This is a genomic window from Protaetiibacter larvae (assembly GCF_008365275.1).
Lineage (GTDB): Bacteria > Actinomycetota > Actinomycetes > Actinomycetales > Microbacteriaceae > Homoserinibacter > Homoserinibacter larvae.
The window spans coordinates 1,070,412-1,086,784 of sequence record NZ_CP043504.1; the positions used below are offsets into that span (position 1 = coordinate 1,070,412).

General features: G+C 71.6%; 11 protein-coding genes. 4 read left to right on the forward strand and 7 right to left on the reverse strand.

The window, feature by feature from the left end; all coding sequences use genetic code 11:
* Window positions 1-5: 5 nt before the first annotated feature.
* A complete protein-coding gene (locus FLP23_RS05060; protein WP_149324854.1) occupies window positions 6-992 on the forward strand; it encodes an aldo/keto reductase in 987 nt (328 codons plus the stop codon).
* Window positions 993-1,085: 93 nt separating this feature from the next.
* Here the strand turns inward: FLP23_RS05060 and FLP23_RS05065 are convergent, their stop codons facing one another.
* Window positions 1,086-1,676 (reverse strand): TetR/AcrR family transcriptional regulator, encoded by a 591-nt coding sequence (locus tag FLP23_RS05065; protein ID WP_149324855.1) that lies wholly within the window; start codon window positions 1,674-1,676, stop codon window positions 1,086-1,088.
* A 67-nt stretch (window positions 1,677-1,743) separates the two neighbouring features.
* Here FLP23_RS05065 and FLP23_RS05070 point away from each other — a divergent pair, with 67 nt between their 5' ends.
* Window positions 1,744-2,811, forward strand: a complete 1,068-nt coding sequence (locus FLP23_RS05070; protein ID WP_210413964.1) for an ABC transporter permease — start codon at window positions 1,744-1,746, stop codon at window positions 2,809-2,811.
* Here the strand turns inward: FLP23_RS05070 and FLP23_RS05075 are convergent.
* From FLP23_RS05075 to FLP23_RS05090, 4 genes are read right to left on the reverse strand one after another with little or no spacing between them, the layout of a single operon-like run.
* On the reverse strand, window positions 2,789-3,718 hold the full coding sequence (locus FLP23_RS05075) for a hypothetical protein (RefSeq protein ID WP_149324856.1): 930 nt from the start codon (window positions 3,716-3,718) through the stop codon (window positions 2,789-2,791). The genes FLP23_RS05070 and FLP23_RS05075 overlap by 23 nt on opposite strands.
* A gap of 2 nt (window positions 3,719-3,720) precedes the next feature.
* Window positions 3,721-5,622 (reverse strand): polysaccharide deacetylase family protein, encoded by a 1,902-nt coding sequence (locus FLP23_RS05080; protein ID WP_149324857.1) that lies wholly within the window; start codon window positions 5,620-5,622, stop codon window positions 3,721-3,723.
* 6 nt (window positions 5,623-5,628) lie between these two features.
* A complete protein-coding gene (locus FLP23_RS05085) occupies window positions 5,629-6,690 on the reverse strand; it encodes an NAD-dependent epimerase/dehydratase family protein (RefSeq protein WP_149324858.1) in 1,062 nt (353 codons plus the stop codon).
* A 12-nt stretch (window positions 6,691-6,702) separates the two neighbouring features.
* Window positions 6,703-8,052, reverse strand: a complete 1,350-nt coding sequence (locus tag FLP23_RS05090; protein ID WP_149324859.1) for a nucleotide sugar dehydrogenase — start codon at window positions 8,050-8,052, stop codon at window positions 6,703-6,705.
* A 263-nt stretch (window positions 8,053-8,315) separates the two neighbouring features.
* Between FLP23_RS05090 and FLP23_RS05095 the strand changes: the two genes are divergently transcribed.
* Window positions 8,316-9,581, forward strand: a complete 1,266-nt coding sequence (locus FLP23_RS05095; protein WP_149324860.1) for a glycosyltransferase family 2 protein — start codon at window positions 8,316-8,318, stop codon at window positions 9,579-9,581.
* On the opposite strand, the gene FLP23_RS05100 is transcribed toward FLP23_RS05095, so the two are convergent.
* Together FLP23_RS05100 and FLP23_RS05105 are read right to left on the reverse strand one after the other, a co-directional pair.
* Complete coding sequence (locus FLP23_RS05100; RefSeq protein ID WP_149324861.1) at window positions 9,578-12,193, reverse strand: LuxR C-terminal-related transcriptional regulator; 2,616 nt, start codon at window positions 12,191-12,193, stop codon at window positions 9,578-9,580. The two genes, FLP23_RS05095 and FLP23_RS05100, sit on opposite strands and share 4 nt — an antisense overlap.
* Before the next feature lie 171 nt (window positions 12,194-12,364).
* The gene (locus FLP23_RS05105) at window positions 12,365-13,585 is read right to left on the reverse strand and encodes an MFS transporter (protein WP_149324862.1); all 1,221 of its coding nucleotides are present in this window, start codon (window positions 13,583-13,585) and stop codon (window positions 12,365-12,367) included.
* A 251-nt stretch (window positions 13,586-13,836) separates the two neighbouring features.
* Here FLP23_RS05105 and FLP23_RS05110 point away from each other — a divergent pair, with 251 nt between their 5' ends.
* Window positions 13,837-16,311 (forward strand): ribonucleoside-diphosphate reductase subunit alpha, encoded by a 2,475-nt coding sequence (locus FLP23_RS05110; RefSeq protein ID WP_149324863.1) that lies wholly within the window; start codon window positions 13,837-13,839, stop codon window positions 16,309-16,311.
* The last annotated feature ends 62 nt before the right edge of the window (window positions 16,312-16,373 follow it).

Here is a 16,373-nt window from a genome sequence, read left to right on the forward strand (position 1 = left end):
GAAGCATGCAGCAGCGCACCCTCGGCCGCACGGGCCGCGACGTCTCGGTCATCGGCCTCGGCACCTGGCAGTTGGGAGCGGACTGGGGCGAGGTGAGCGAGGCGGACGCGCGCGCCGTGCTCGACGCGAGCCTCGCATCCGGTGTCACCTTCTTCGACACGGCGGACGTCTACGGTGACGGCCGGAGCGAGTCGATCATCGGGGCATGGCGTCGCGAGCATCCGGACGCCGGCATCACGGTGGCCACCAAGATGGGCCGCCGCGTCGAGCAGCTGCCCGAGCACTACACGCTCGCGAACTTCCGTGCCTGGACGGATCGCAGCCGGCGCAACCTCGGCGTCGACACCCTCGATCTCGTGCAGCTGCACTGCCCGCCGACCGCCGTGTATGCCGACGACGCGGTGTTCGACGCGCTCGATCTGCTCGTCGCGGAGGGGGCGATCGCGAACTACGGCGTGAGCGTGGAGACGACGGCCGAGGCGCTCGCGGCGATCGCGCGCCCGCGGGTGGCGAGCGTGCAGATCATCCTCAACGCCTTCCGGCTGAAGCCGCTCGACGCCGTGCTGCCGGCGGCGCAGGATGCCGGGGTCGGCATCATCGCGCGCGTGCCGCTCGCGAGCGGGCTGCTCTCGGGTCGCTACACGCGCGAGACGAGTTTCGCGGCGAACGACCACCGCAGCTACAACCGGCACGGCGAGGCCTTCGACCAGGGCGAGACCTTCTCGGGCGTGGATTTCGAGGCGGGCGTCGAGGCGGCGCGGGAGTTCGCGGCGCTCGCGGCGGATGCGGGGCTCGCCCCCGCGACGGCGGCGCTCGCCTGGGTGGCGCAGTTGCCGGGGGTGTCCACCGTGATCCCGGGCGCCCGCAACGTGGCGCAGGCCACCTCGAACGCGGCCGCGGGATCGGTGCCTCCTCTCGGCGACGCCTTCACCGCATCCGTCCGCGCCCTCTACGACCGCCGCTTCCGCGCCGCGATCCACCCCCGCTGGTAGCGCGGGCGATCATGGCGCGGCTGGAGCCGTGACCCGGCAGCGGGGGAAACGCCTCCCGCCACGCGGTCGTAGCTCCAGCCGCGCCATGAACTCTCAGGGGAACAGGGCGCGGACGCCGGCGAGGTAGCGCTCGGGGTCGAAGTCGGGCAGCAGGGCGGATTGCACGATGTAGCCCTGCGACAGGCCGAGCAGCATGGGCGTCATCGTCTCGGCCCACGCCCGCGCCTCGTCCGGGTCGAGCCCGCGACGCGCGGCGCCCCACCGGGCGAGGTAGCTCAGGTACTGCTCCCGGAGTCCCGCGATGATCTCGATGACGACCTCGCCCATCGCGGGCTCGCCCATGCCTTCCGCCCACATCTGCAGCAGCAGGCGGGAGTCGCGGAGTTCGCGGCGCAGACCCGACATGACGACGCCGATGAGCTCATCGGGCTCGGGCAGCGGCTCGCGGGTGAGGCGTTCGACGATCTCGTCGCGACGGTGTCCCACGACGAGCCGGGCGGCGGCGACGGCGATCTGCTGCTTGCTGTCGAAGTGCAGGTAGATGGCCCCCGCGGAGAGCCCGGATGCCTCGATGATGTCGGCCATCGAGGTGCGTTGGAAGCCGCGTTGGGCGAAGCAGCGCATGGCGGCTTCGACGATCTGGGCGCGCCGGGCCTCGCGGTGGGCGTCGCTGACTTTCGGCATGGTGGTGCGATCCTAACCGATCTGCTATAAAAGAACGAGCGTTCGTTTTCAATAATCGGAGGATCCCGTGAACCCCACCCTGCACAGCCCGTGGCGCCGCGTCGTCGGCATCGGCATCGTGCTCTCCCTCGTCGTCGGCGTGATCGTGCTGGCATTCTCGTGGCCGGGGGTGACCTCGGAGTCGAAGAACCTCCCCATCGCCTTCGTGGGCGAGGCCGCCCAGCTCGAGCAGATCGAGGGAGCCCTCGAGCAGAGCGCCCCCGGCGTGATCGCCCCCGTGACGGCCGACGACCGCGCCGACGCCGTCGACCGCATCGAGCACCGCGAGGTCTACGGCGCGATCGTGCTCGGCGCGCAGCCCGAAGTGCTGCAGGCCTCCGCGGCGAGCCCCGTGGTCTCGGGGCTGCTGGCGACCGTCGCGGCCCAGCTGCAGGTGCAGCTCACGGCGGCGGCGGCCGCGCAGGCGCAGGCCGCAGGCGTCCCCGCGCCGACCATCGCGGTGACCGTGACGGATGTCGTGCCGCTCGCCGCGACCGACCCGCGCGGGGTCGGCCTCGCATCCGCCGCCTTCCCGCTCGTGCTGGGCGGCATGATCGGCGGCATCGCCATCACGATGGCGCTCGTCGGCGCCTGGCGACGCATCGTCGCCCTGCTCGTCTATGCGGTCGTCGCGGGGGCGGTCGTCGCGGGCGTGCTGCAGGGCTGGCTGGGTGTGCTGCAGGGCGACTACCTCGCCAACGCCGGCGCCTACGCACTCGCCTTCGCGGCGATCGGGGCACCCATCGTGGGATTCGCCGCGCTCGTCGGGCGGGCCGGGGTCGCCCTCGGGCCCGTGCTGTTCCTGCTGATCGCCAACCCGATCTCCTCGGCGACCCAGCCGGTCGAGTTCCTGCCCGAGCCGTGGGGGGCCGTCGGGCAGTGGTTCCCGCCGGGCGCCGCTGCGACGCTGGTTCGCGAGCTCTCCTACTTCCCGAAAGCCGACACCACCTTCCCGTGGCTCGTGCTGGCCGTGTGGGCGCTCGCCGGCGTGCTGCTCGCGCTGCTCGGGCACTTCCGCGAGCGCGGCGCCGCCACGCAGGAGGCGCTCGAGGAGGCCGTCGAGGAGGGTGCGCTCAGCGAACCCCGCTCGTCGTGACGAGGCGGGTCCAGGGGCCGGCCGGCACCTCGGAGGCCTCCACGAAACGCCAGTCGACCTTCGCGCTCTGACCGTCGAGCTCGGGATAGCCGAGGCAGCCGGTCAGGGCGGGCGAGACGTCGAGCCCGGCACCGCCGTAGCGGGTGTTGGCCGGCCGCGCGTCGTCGGCCCCGAACACGTAGGCGGCGTCGTGGTACTGCCCGGGCCCGGCATCCTGGATCTGGCCGTAACAGCTGCGTCCGTTCCGCACGAGCTGCACCCAGCGGTTCTTGAGGTAGCTGAAGTTCCGATCGCCCTGGTGCGAACGGTAGGGCTCGACCCCCGCCCACGGGATCACCTGGTCGCGCTGCGCGAACCCGGTGGAGTCGTTGATGTCGTCGTAGGGCAGGTCGAGGTAGAAGGGGTTCTCCTTCGGCGTCATGCTCGTGGGGAAGTAGTCGTTCGACGCGGTGCGCGCCTCGGTTCGGCATCCGCCGCCCGCCGTCACGCCGTCGCATCCTCCGTAGCTCTGCAGCCAGCGGGAGTCGTAGGTCGACAGCTCCTGGCTGCCGTCGGAGGCGCCCGGGTCGAAGATCTCGCCCACCCAGAAGGTGGTGGAGACGATGCCGCGGTGCCAGGGATACCCGCTCGCGGGGGCGGGCGCCGGTGCGGGTGCGCCGCCACCCCCGCCGGCCTCGCCACCCGGGGCCCCGCCGTCGGATGACCCCGGGTCGGCCGAGGGATCGGGGGCCGCCTGCTCGTCCGAGGGGGTGGTCGCCGTGGCCGACGGCGTCGGGGACGTCGCGGCGGTGGGGCTGTCCGTGGGGCTCGGCGGGGGCACGTGCTCGGAGTCCTCCGGCGCGCAGGCGGCGAGGATCAGGGCCGCGACGCACAGGGCGCCGACGGCACTGATCCTCGCCGCGTTCACGGTCAGGAGGCTGCTGGCGGGTCGGCCTCAGCGGGCGGCAGCGCCTCCTCGGGTGGTGTCTCCTCCGTCACGGCCTCCTCGGCGGGCGGATCGGCGACCTCCTCCGCGGCCGGCGGGTCGGCCACGGTCGTGTCGTCGGCCGGCGGGTCGGCCGGTCCGGTCTCGATGAGCGGCTCGGCGAGCGGGGCGACCGGCGGGACCGTCGCGCTCTCGGCCACGGGCGGCGCCGCGTCCACGAGCGAGTAGTCGTCGGTGACGAGGGTGCCGGGGCTGAAGATGTTCAGTCCGAAGCTGATCCCGTTGTAGCCCTCGGGGATCGCCCCCGTCGTCCATCCGGCGAGCGCCCAGTCGGTGCTGGCCGCGAACCACGGGCTCGAGGTCCAGTAGGTCCAGGCGCCGCTGGTCGAGCGCAGGTACACCGCGAACTGCGTCACCGAGGTGGACTGGTACCAGCCCGACAGGGTGTAGCTGTGTCCGGGTGCGACGCTCGGGGCGCACGAGCCCAGGTCGAGGGTGGGGATGATCTTCCCTTCGCCCGAGGAGTAGCTCGTGATGGTCACCTGGCTGGCGACGTTGCCCGAGTGCCCGGGGTTCACGAGGGAGAACACCGCGTCGTTGTCGCCCCACGGCGCCCGGTACCAGCAGGCGGGGAAGCCGTTCTGCATGGTCTCGAGGTCGGGGTTGATGACGCCGTTGCCCTCGGTGGGCGGCGGGACGGCGGGGCCGGCCACGATCGGGAGCACGCTGCCCCCGACGACGTCGCCGACGGTCCGCACGACCGTGTTGCGGGTCTCACCGCGGGTCTGGAGCCAGCTCGCGAAGCTCTCGAGCAGATCCGAGCTGATCGCGAGCGATTCGCAGCTGCTCGTGCACACGTCGTGGAAGGTGAACTGCAGCCAGCCGCCGCCGTGCGCCTCGGCCGCCGTCACGATCCCCGTGAGGTCGGCGAGCGTCCAGTCGAGGTCGTACTGGTCGAGAGCCTGGGTGATCGTGGGACGTGCGGGCGGCACGGTCTCGGCCCAGTCGCAGTCGAAGCAGCCGAAGCGGGAGCGGATGTCGCCGAGCAGTCGGCCGCTGCGGTAGCCGCAGTCCTGCACGACCTGGGCGACCTGGTCGTTCACCTCGGCGAACGGGTACGCGAAGCTGCGCGTCGCGAAGCCCCAGTTGGCGAGCTGGACGCGGTCGTCGCACACCTGGCGGCGCACCTCGTCGATCGGCACGGAGGTGAGGTCGACGTGGGTCACGGTGTGTCCGCCGATCTCGTTTCCGGCCGCCGCGAGGGCGTTCAGCTGGTCGAGGCTGAGCTTGCCCGGGGTGCCGATGACGCCCGAGTTGACGTAGAACGTCGCGGGGAGCCCGTGAGCGCCGAGGATCGAGGCGCCGAGCGCCTGTCCGGCGTTGCCGTCGTCGAAGGTCAGGCTGACCTGGGTGAGGGGTCCGGTCTTCGGAGGTGCGGGCGGCTCGGGGTCGACGGGCGGATCCGCGGGCGGGTCCGCGGGGGGATCCGCGGGCGGGTCGGCCGGGGGATCGACGGGCGGGTCCGCGGGCGGGTCGGCCGGGGGGTCGGCGGGAGGATCGGCGGGGTCCGTGGGTCCGGCGGGGTCGACCGGCGGTGCCGGGGGCGTCGGCACGACGGGCGCCGGGTCGACGGGCGCCGGGTCGGCCGGGGGATCGGCCGGCGGGTCGGCGGGTGGGTCCGCCGGGGGATCGGCGGGGGGATCCGCGGGCGGATCCTCGACGGGAAGGGTGGGCGGGTCCTCAGGGGCCGCCTCCGGCGCGCTCGACGGCGGCGCCGAGGACGGCGGCGACGTCGGGGGCCAGAAATGCTGGCCCGCGGCGAAGGAGATGAGGAGCGCGAGGATGGCGGCGAAGCCGCCGAGCCCGAACGCGCGTCGTCTATTCATGGGGTATCACCTCGATGCGATGTGGGGGGTGGGGGGTTGTGGTGCATCGGTGGGGGCAGGTGGGGCGTACACGCGGAGGGCGCCCCACTCCGCCGACCGCGCGACGCCCGGGTCGCCGAGAGTGGAGGCGACGCTCCAGATGATCTCGTCGATGCCGGTTCGGGGAACGAAGCCGATGAGCTCCCGGGCGAGCGAGTTGTCGGGCACGCGTCGCCGCATGTCTTCGAACCCCTCGCCGTAGGCGGCCTCGTAGGGGATGAACGTGATCTCGCTGCGCGAACCGGTGATGCGGATGATCCGCTCGGCCAGTTCGAGGATCGAGATCTCGGTGCCTCCGCCGAGGTTCACCGCGCGCGTGAGCGCTCGGGGCTCCTCGGAGAGGCGGACGAACGCCGGCACGACATCGCGCACCGACGAGAAGCAGCGGCTCTGCAGGCCGTCGCCGTAGACCGTGAGGGGTTCCTCGCGGAGCGCCTGACCGACGAGGTTCGGCACGACCATCCCGTAGCGTCCCGTCTGACGGGGGCCGACGGTGTTGAACGGGCGGGCGATGGCGACCTCGAGGCCGAACTCCTGGGCGTAGGCGTGGGCGAACGCCTCGTCGAGGCCTTTCGCGGCCGCGTAGGTCCAGCGGGCCACGAGGGGCGAGCCCAGGATGCGGTCGGCGTCCTCGCGGAGCGCGTCGGAGGTGTTCTTGCCGTAGATCTCGCTCGTCGAGACGAGCAGGAGGCGGGCGGCGTGGGCGACGCAGGCGTCGAGCACGTTCTCGGTGCCATGCAGGTTCACCCGCAGGCCGTCGAGGGGATGCTCGACGATGCGCCGCACGCCGACCGCCGCCGCCAGGTGGAAGACCCGGTCGGCTCCGGCGATCGTGCGCGACACGAGGGGCGCGTCGAGCACTGAGCCGAGCCGGTAGCTGAGGCGGGGGTGCTCCGCGACGCCTCGCAGGTTCTCCGGCCGCCCGGTGCTCTCGTCGTCGAGCACGACGACCTCGTCGCCCAGGTCGAGCAGCAGCTCGACGAGGTGGCTTCCCAGGAATCCGGCACCGCCGGTGACCACACTGCGCATCGTGATCGCCTCCTACAGGGTGAACCGGCGAGGGACCGCGAGCTCGCGGTAGCTCGCGTCGAGCACGAGGTGGCGTTCGTCGATCCACGTCAGGTCGAGCTCGTGGTGACGGGTGTGCACGATGACGAGGGCGGGGTCGAAGCCGGAGGGATCGCGCACCGTCTCGACGATGCGGCCGTCCGAGAGCCGCGCCTGCGGGCAGAGCGGGTCGAGGTAGCCGACGACGGCGCCGCGGCGTTCGAGGCCTTCGATGATCTCGAGCGCGGGCGACTCCCGGAGGTCGGCCACGTCGGCCTTGTACGAGACGCCCACGATGAGCACCCGGGTGCCCGCGACGCCCATGCCGGCGTCCGAGAGCACATGCGCGGCGCGTTCCACCACCCGGGCGGGACGTGCCGCGATCTCGTTCATCGCCTGGGTGATCATCGGGGCGGCGACGCGGCGCTCCTTGAGCTGCCAGAGCAGGTAGTGCGGGTCGCACGGGATGCAGTGCCCGCCGACGCCGGGGCCGGGCAGGAACGGCATGAAGCCGTACGGCTTCGTCGCGGCCGCGTCGATCACGGTGGTGACCGGCACGCCGAGCTCGCGGCAGATGTCGGCGACCTCGTTGGCGAGCGCGATGTTGACGGCCCGGAAGGTGTTCTCGAGCAGCTTCGTCATCTCGGCGGCGGCGAGCGAGTCCACCCGGTGGACGCTCGCGGTGTAGCGGGAGAGCACCGCGGCGGCACGCAGCTCGCAGCTCGGGGTGGCGCCGCCGACGACGCGCGGCACGAACTCGTGCTCGATCGATCCGTTGCCGGGGTCGATGCGTTCGGGGCTGAAGGCGACGGAGATGTTCTCGCCGGCGATGAGACCGCGTTCCGCGAGCGGCGTGAGCAGCAGGTCCTCGGTGCAGCCGACGTAGCTCGTCGAGGTGAGCATGATGATCTGCCCGGGCACGGCGTTCGCCACGACGTCGGCGCAGGCGCTCTGCAGGATCGTCAGATCCGGCACGAGGTGGTGGTCGACCGGGGTGGGCACGCACACGATGACGGCGTTCGCGCGCCGCAGGAGGGCGGCGTCGCTCGTGACCGTGAACATCGGGTCGCCCTCGGTCTCCTCGAGCCGGACGAGGTCCGAGGGCAGCAGGTCGACGTGCCCCGCCCGGATCGCCTCGATCCTGGCGGGCGAGATCTCCACCCCCAGCACCCGCGCGCCGGCGTGGTGGTAGGCGAGGGCGGTGGGCAGGCCCACATAGCCGAGCCCGACGATCGCGATGTCGAAGTCGTCGGGACGGTACGGGGCGGCGGAGGGGAGGGCGGCGGGGTGACGCGAGGGTCGGGGGTGGGATGCGATCAGGGGTCGGGTGTCGAGGGACGTCATGGCAATGCCTCCACGGCGGCGTCGTGGGGTAACGACGCGGAGAAGGGGGATGGGGGAGGGGCGACGCCCGTGGTGCGTGGGCGTCGCTGTCACTGTCGACCCGCCCGATCCGACGCGTCAACGCTTCGCGGGCAGGACTGCGGGCAGACGTTCGGGAGCGTTGCGGCAACCCGCACGGGCATGCGGAGACCCCCATGCGGACTGCGGATCGGCCGCGCGTCCCGGTCGGTAGCGTCGAAGCAGGATCGGCCCGAGGAGGACGGATGGCTGCCTTCGTGGTGACCTTCGTGGTCGTCATCGGGATCAACACCATGCTCTGGGTCTCGGCCGGCATCGTGCGGGTGGTGGCCGCCCGCCTTCGCGGCTCCCCCGTGCGCGCGAGCGGTCGCGTGCCGACGCCGGAGGACGTCGCGGTCGTGATCGCCGCCCACAACGAGGAGCTCGTGATCGAGGCGACCATCCGCTCGGCGGCGCGGCAGGTGCCGATCGACAACGTCTTCGTCGTCTCGGACGGATCCCGTGACGCGACCGCCGCGGTCGCGAGCGCGCACGGCGCGACCGTGCTCGACCTGAGCCCCAACCGCGGGAAGGCGGGCGCCATCCGGGCGATCGTCGAGGAGTTCGACATCGCGGGACGGTTCGAGGTGCTTCTGCTGCTCGACGCCGACAGCCAGCTGAGCGACGACTACCTCGTGACGGGGTTGCGCGACTTCGCCGATCCGGAGGTCGTGGCGGTGGCCGGTCGCGCCACGACGCTCCTGCACCCGGTGCCGCCGACCGTGCTCGGCCGGCTGCTCGTCGCCTACCGCGAGCGCCTCTACCTGAGCGTGCAGTATCTGCAGAAGTTTGGGCAGGCGGCCCGGCATCTCAACGCCGTGTCGATCGTCCCGGGGTTCGCGAGCATGTACCGCACCCGGGTGCTCGCACACATCGACATCGATGCGCCCGGCCTCACGATCGAGGACTACAACATGACCTTCGAGGTGCACGCCAAGCGCCTCGGCCGCATCGCCTTCCGACCGGATGCCGCGGTCGCGCTCACCCAGGATCCGGACAACCTGCGCGACTACAGCAAGCAGATGCGTCGGTGGAGTCTGGGGTTCTGGCAGACGGTGCGTCGCCACGGCGTGCATGCCGGACGGTTCTGGACCCTGCTGGCGATCTCGATCACCGAGCTCGTCACGAGCAGCGTCGTCACGCTCCTCGCCGCACCGATCGCCCTGCTGAGCGTCGGCGCGGCGATCGTCGCCGCGAGCGGAGCCGACCCCTCCGGCACGGCCGCCGCGATCGCCGGGGCTCTCCCTCCCCTCGCGATCGTGGCGGGCGTGCTGCTGCCCGACTACCTGCTCTCGGTGCTCGCCGCGGTGCTCGCGAAACGGCCGAGCTACCTCGTGCGCGGCCTCGTGTTCCCTGTGCTGCGGATGCTCGACGCGCTGCTGTGCCTGCAGGCGATGCGCGACGCCTTCGTGCGGCGCACCGACGGCCGGTGGGCTTCGCCGGAGCGGCGGGCCGTCGCGCAGGCCGGTTAGGACATCAGCGCCACGAGGTGCGAGCGGGACCGCGCGCCCACCTTGCGGTAGATGTGCGTGAGGCGCAGCTCGACGGTGCGCACCGAGACGAACAGCTGCGCGGCGATCTCCTTGTTCTGCATCCCGCGCACCACGAGGTCCGCGACGGCGCGCTCGTCGGTGCTCAGCTCGTGCAGCGGCAGGTGCGCCGAGAGGCTCGGTGCCGTGTCGGTCGCCGCGGCCTGGGCGGCGGACGCGGGGGTCGCGCGCCGCATCCACGGCCGGGCCCCGCTTCCGGCGAAGGCGATGCGGGCATCCGTCCAGGCGCGTTCGGCGTCGGCGTGCAGGCCGGCGGCGTCGAGGCGACGGGCGTGGGCGGCATGCAGCTTGCCGAGCTCGAACAGGGAGTCGTCGGCCGCGTGGAGCGTGCGGGCCGCGAGGAAGGCGGCGGGCAGCCGCTCGGCGGGTGCGCACGCCACGGCGGCGCGCGCACTCGCGAGGGTCGACCATCTGCTCGGATGCCGGCCCGCGGCTTCGGCGAGACGGCCCGCGGTGCGCTCCGCTGCGCGCACCCGGCCGGTCGCGACGAGCGCCTCGGTGAGCTCGGCGAGGTGCCGGGTCAACGCGGGGTCGTCGATCGAGGAGGAGATCGCGTCGGCGAGCAGCAGCAGCTCGCACGCGCGCTCGACGTCGTCGCGGAGCGAGGCCAGTTCGGCGAGCAGCACGAGCCCGGAGGCGGCCGGGAGCGGTCCGACCCGTGCGGCGGCGTTCTCCGACCAGGCCGCGAGCTGCTCCTGGGCGGAGGCGAGGTCGCCGTCGGCGATCGCCGCCCAGACGCGCAGCGGCACGAATCCGGCGGGGCCGTCGGCGCCCGGATGGTGCAGCGCCCAGCCGCGCGCGTACTCGAGCGCCTCCCCGTACCGCCCCGCGCGCACCTCGCAGTCGATCCCGAGGCTCGTGAGCCAGCCCGCCCACATCCCGCTCGGGCGCACGAGCGACCCGCCCAGTCGCTGGATGAGGCCGCGGGCGCGCGGGTAGTCCTGCGCGAGGATGTCGGCCCGGGCATGCAGCGCCAGCAGGAGCGGGTCGAACTCGTCGCTCGGCGGCGCGGGTAGCGACAGCGGGTCGCCGCCTTCCGACTCGGTGAGCGCGAGGGCGGCCGCCACGATCGACTTCGTCGCATCGGATGCGGTCGGCAGTTCGGCCGTGAGCTCGGCGAGCGGAAGCCGGGCCGAGGCGAACTCGCCGCGCGCGGCGGTGATCGCGGCCAGGGTGGCGGTCCAGCGCATCCGGACCTCGGGGTCGGCGCGGCGCGCGAGCTCGGGGTCGAGCTCGGGCAGCATCGAGTTGCGGCCCGTCACGTGGTCGATGCGCAGGCGCGACACCGCGAGCGCCACGTGGGCGTCGGGTTCGACGGGCTGGGCGGCCGCCGCGATCCGCACGCAGCGCTCGGCGAGCTCCGGCTCGCCCGCGAGCAGCAGCCGGTCGGCGACCGTGGCGAGCGGACCGGCGGTGCCTGCCCGCCCCAGACGGGCGGCGCGGTCCGCGAACTCCACGGCAGCGGAGGGGAAGCCGAGCGAGGCGAGCTCGGCCGCCGCCGACAGCAGCGGCCCGCGGAAGTCGGCCGCCGGATCGGCGCCGCTCGCGTGCCAGGGTCGCAGCAGCACGCCCGACGACACCCACAGCTCCACGTGCAGCGTCCGCCGGGCGCGCGCGGGCAGGGCTGCCGAGATGGCCGAGCGCAGCAGCGGGTCGGAGAGCATCACGAAGGCGCCGAGCTCGCGCGCGATGCCCGCGTCGAGCAGCTCCTCGAGCGCGTCCTCGGCGTCGGAGGACCATGCGGCGACCGAGCTGCGATGGTGCAGCGGTGCCGCGGCGAGCCGGTCGAGCACGAGCGCCTGGTGCGACCCGAGGTTGCGGCCGATCCGCTCGAAGACCGCCCAGGCGGCGGGGCCGGGCGGGGCGGGGAGGCGCAGCGCCTCGCGGCCGTCGAGCTGCGCCGCGGTCGCGCCCGCCACGAGCGAGACGAGGGTGCCGAGGTTGCCCCCGGCCGAGGCGGTGAGCAGCCGCAGCGTCCCCGGGTCGACGCCTGCCGGCACGAGCTGCTCGGCGCAGCGGTCGTCGAGCGGCGGCACGCCGAGCATCCGGATGCCGGCGAGCGGTTCGTCGGGGGGGATCTCGACGGCGCTCGCGGCGATGCGCAGGCCGGAGCCCGCGAGGTGGCTCGCCATGTATCCGATCAGGTGGCGACTGAAGGGGTCCATCCGGTCGATGTCGTCGACGAGCAGCAGGGTGCGGGGGAGATTGAGCCCGCGCAGCACCGCGAGCAGCTCGCCCGCCGCCTCGGCGAGGTGGGCCGGATCCTCGGAGCGCAGGACGAACCGGCCCGCGAACTCGGCCACCCGCGCATCCCCGATGGCCGACAGCAGCGCCGACACCCCCGAGAGCGGCCAGCCCAGTTCGGTCGAGTTGATGCGCACGAGCGAGCTCGTGTCGGGGAGGCGTTCATGCGCCACCGCGAGGATCGAGCTCTTCCCGCTTCCGACCTCGCCGAGGAGCAGGAGGGCCCCGTCGTGGGCTGACCTGCTGAGCTCCTCGATGTGCTCGAGAACGGTTTCGTGGCAGCGGAGCATCGCCGGGCGCGATCAGAACCGCATGCGGAGTGTGGGAGGGAGGAACATATCGGGTCGTCTCCGCGGGTGGAGCCGGTGGGGGAACCGACAGTTGTGTCTACCGCTGTTTGCGGGTTCCCGCAAGGGTTCGACCGGTGTCGCACCGGTGTCAGATCCGGTGCGGCCAGGTGTTCAGCTGGGGGTGATGGGCACCGGCTCGGTGTCGGGGAGGGGGCTCGCGTCGCGTCCCCTCAGGTCCGGATGCGCCCGGCGGAACACGACGGGCACGAGGAAGCCGAGCAGGGCGAACACGGCCGCCGCCACGAACCCGCCGGACGCGCCGACGCCGTCGATGAGGAACCCCGCGATGGCGGAGCCGAGCGCCGCGCCGATGAGCTGGCCGGTGCCGACCCAGCCGTAGGCCTCCGCGGTGTCCGAGAACTTGACGCTCGCCGACACGATCGAGAACATGACGGCGAGTGCGGGCGCGATGCCGAGACCCGAGATGACGAGCGTCGCCGAGATCGACCAGAACTCGAAGGCGAAGACCGCGAGCGTCGCCCCGACGAACACGATGAACATCCGGCGGGCGAGCGCCCACTGCCCGATCGGGATCTGGCCGAAGCCGAGTCCGCCGACGAGCGAGGCCACCGCCCAGATCGCGAGCACGATGCCGGCATCCGGGCTGCCGTCGCCGAAGGTCGCCACGACGCCCGCTTCGATCGCGGCGCAGGAGCCGACGAGCAGGAACCCCACGACGGTCGACAGCAGCACGGGCGGACGGGCGAGCACCACCCCGAACTTGCGCTTGCTGCGGGGGATGCGCACGCGGCCGAGCTCGGGGGAGGAGATGAACCAGGCGCCCCCCACCACGAGGAAGAACACCGAGAGGAAGATGCCGACCGTGCTCGAGATCTGGGTGGCGACGAAGGTGACGACGACGGGACCCGCGATCCAGATGATCTCCTGCGAGGAGGCGTCGAGCGAGAACAGCGGGGTCAGCTGCCGGGAGTTGACCATCTTCGGGTAGATGGTGCGCACGGCCGGCTGCACGGGGGGATAGCTGAGCCCCGCGACGAGCCCCGCGAGCATGAAGGCCCACAGCGGCAGCTCACCGATGAGGGGGGCGATCGCGATCGCCGAGAGGGCGATCGCGCACACCGTCGTCGTGAGGATCAGCACGGGCCGCATCCCCCAGCGGCCCATCCAGCGACTCGTGACGGGACCCGACACCGCCTGGCCGACGGAGGTCGCCCCGAGCACGAGTCCGGCCGCCCCGTAGGAGTCGAAGATGTGCTCGATGTGGATGAGGAAGCCGAGCGAGATCATCCCGCTCGGGAACCGCGCCGTCAGCTGCGCGGCGATGATCCGGGCCACTCCCCGGGTGCGCAGGAGGTTCAGATACGCGTTCACGGCCTCTCCACTGTAGCGGCGTCGGAGGCGTTGCCTAGGGTGTGGAAAGTGGGGATAACACGGCTGAAGTTATGCACATCTGTGGACGACACGCCCACAACATCTGGGGTTGTCGCCGTGTCGGGGGCCCGATATATAGTGATGGAACCTCCCGGCCGGGGGACAGCAACGAGGCATCGAAACGGTCGGTCGAGCGGCAGTTTTCATCGGGATCAGAGCACGCGCCGAGGGCGCGGGAGGGAAGGCGACACGTGACCATCACCGTCGTGAAGCGCAGCGGCGAGCGCGAGCCGTACGACGCCAACAAGATCAATCTCGCGATCGAGCACGCGAGCGCCGGTCTCGACGAGAACATCACCTGGGTCACCCAGATCGCCTCCGAGCTCGAGCTCACCCTGTTCGACGGCATCACCACCCAGCAGCTCGACGAGGCCGTCATCCAGGTGGCCCTGCAGAACGTCAAGGACGACCCGCAGTTCGACACCGTCGCCGCGCGCCTCCTGCTCAAGACCATCTACAAGCGCGTGCTCGGCGACTACACGACCGACGAGGAGCTGAAGGCCCTGCACGCGGAGCACTTCCGCGGCGCGATCGAGCGCGGCGTCGCCGAGCAGCTCCTCGACCAGCGCTTCCCGGCGCTCTTCGACCTCGACCGCCTGGCGGCCGCCCTCGAGCCGAGCCGCGACGGGCTGCTCAAGTACATCGGAGTCGTCACCCTCAACAACCGCTACGGCATCAAGGCCCGCAATGGCGAACCGCTCGAGGTGCCCCAGTTCTTCTGGATGCGCATCGCGATGGGGCTCTCGCTCAACGAGGCCGACCCCACGAGCCACGCCATCGCGTTCTACGACAAGATGTCGAAGCTCGAGTACCTCGCCGCGGGCTCCACCCTCGTCAACGCCGGCACCGCCTACCCGCAGCTGTCCAACTGCTTCGTCATGGAGATGCAGGACGACATCGAGAACATCGCGAAGAGCGTGCGCGACGTCATGTGGCTCACCAAGGGCACGGGCGGCATCGGCCTCTCCGTCACCAAGCTCCGCGCCCAGGGCTCGCCCATCCGCTCCAACAACACCACCTCGACGGGCCCCATCCCGTTCATGCACACCATCGACTCGGTGCTGCGCGCGGTCAGCCGCGGCGGCAAGAAGTTCGGCGCGCTGTGCTTCTACATGGAGAACTGGCACCTCGACTTCCCCGAGTTCCTCGAGCTGCGCAACAACTCGGGCGACCCGTACCGCCGAACCCGCACCGCCAACACGGCCGTGTGGATCTCGGACGAGTTCATGAAGCGCGTGCAGAACGACGGCGACTGGTACCTCTTCGACCCGCTCGAGGTCGCTGACCTCAACGAGCTCTACGGTCAGGCGTTCTCGGACCGCTACGCCGAGTACGTGGCGCAGGCCGAGGCCGGCGAGCTGCGGATGTTCAAGAAGATCTCCGCGCGCGCCCAGTTCAAGGACATCCTCATGTCGCTCCAGACCACGAGCCACCCGTGGCTCACCTGGAAGGACACCATCAACAACCGCGCCCTCAACAACAACACGGGCACGATCCACCTCTCGAACCTCTGCACCGAGATCTGCCTCCCGCAGGACGAGAACAACATCTCGGTCTGCAACCTGGCGTCCATCAACCTCTCGACCCACCTCAAGGTCGACGAGAACGGCGGCCTCGGCTTCGACTGGAACCTCATCGAGGAGAGCGCCCGCAGCGCCGTCCGCCAGCTCGACAACCTCATCGACATCACCGAGTCCTCGGTGAAGGAGGCCGACCACGCCAACGAGACCAACCGTGCCATCGGCCTCGGCGTCATGGGCTTCACGGATGTCGTGGAGCGCCTCGGCTACTCCTACGAGTCCGAGGAGGCCTACGACCTCATGGACGAGATCATGGAGCACGTCTCCTACGCGGCCATCGACGAGTCGGCCGACCTCGCCCGCGAGCGCGGCTCGTACCAGAACTTCCCCGGATCCCGGTGGTCGCAGGGCCTCGTGCCCTTCGACTCGATCGCGATCACCGAGAAGGACCGCGGGGTGCCGATCACCGTCAACCGCACGACGCGCCTCGACTGGGACGCCCTGCGCGTGAAGGTCAAGGGCGGCATGCGCAACGCGACCCTCATGGCGATCGCGCCCACGGCATCCATCGGCCTCGTCGCCGGCACCACCCCCGGTCTCGACCCGCAGTTCGCGCAGATCTTCAGCCGTGCGACGAGCAACGGCAAGTTCCTCGAGGTCAACCGCAACCTCGTGAACGACCTGCAGAAGCTCGGCATCTGGGACTCCGTGCGCGAGCAGGTGCTGCGCAGCCAGGGCGACGTGCAGAACATCGACGCGATCCCCGACGAGCTGAAGAACGTCTACAAGACGAGCTTCCAGCTGTCGCCGTACTCGTTCATCGAGGTCGCGGCGCGTGCGCAGAAGTGGATCGACCAGTCGATCAGCCGCAACATGTACCTGGAGACGCGCGACCTCGGCGACATGATGGACATCTACTACGCCGCGTGGGAGAAGGGCGTCAAGACGACCTACTACCTGCACATGAAGCCGCGTCACACCGCCGAGCAGTCGACGGTCAAGGTCAACAAGACCGAGGAGATCAACGCCGGCGCCGGTGCGCAGCGCGGCTTCGGAGCCGCCGCCGCAGCGGCGCCTGCCGAGACGGCCGCCGCTCCCGCTCCCGCCGCCGCCCCGCGCCGCGGATTCGGAGGGCTGACCGCGTGAACGGCTTCGGAGACACCATCGGCGGTTATGAAGTGCCGCTCGATCCCATGGACGAACTTCAG

Excerpts from the sequence above, each read along its gene's own strand:
- FLP23_RS05095 (WP_149324860.1), top strand. The coding sequence starts at position 8,316 with ATGGCTGCCTTCGTGGTGACCTTCGTGGTCGTCATCGGGATCAACACC.
- FLP23_RS05085 (WP_149324858.1), bottom strand. The coding sequence starts at position 6,690 with ATGCGCAGTGTGGTCACCGGCGGTGCCGGATTCCTGGGAAGCCACCTC.
- FLP23_RS05065 (WP_149324855.1), bottom strand. The coding sequence starts at position 1,676 with ATGCCGAAAGTCAGCGACGCCCACCGCGAGGCCCGGCGCGCCCAGATC.
- FLP23_RS05090 (WP_149324859.1), bottom strand. The coding sequence starts at position 8,052 with ATGACGTCCCTCGACACCCGACCCCTGATCGCATCCCACCCCCGACCC.
- FLP23_RS05060 (WP_149324854.1), top strand. The coding sequence starts at position 6 with ATGCAGCAGCGCACCCTCGGCCGCACGGGCCGCGACGTCTCGGTCATC.
- FLP23_RS05100 (WP_149324861.1), bottom strand. The coding sequence starts at position 12,193 with ATGCTCCGCTGCCACGAAACCGTTCTCGAGCACATCGAGGAGCTCAGC.
- FLP23_RS05080 (WP_149324857.1), bottom strand. The coding sequence starts at position 5,622 with ATGAATAGACGACGCGCGTTCGGGCTCGGCGGCTTCGCCGCCATCCTC.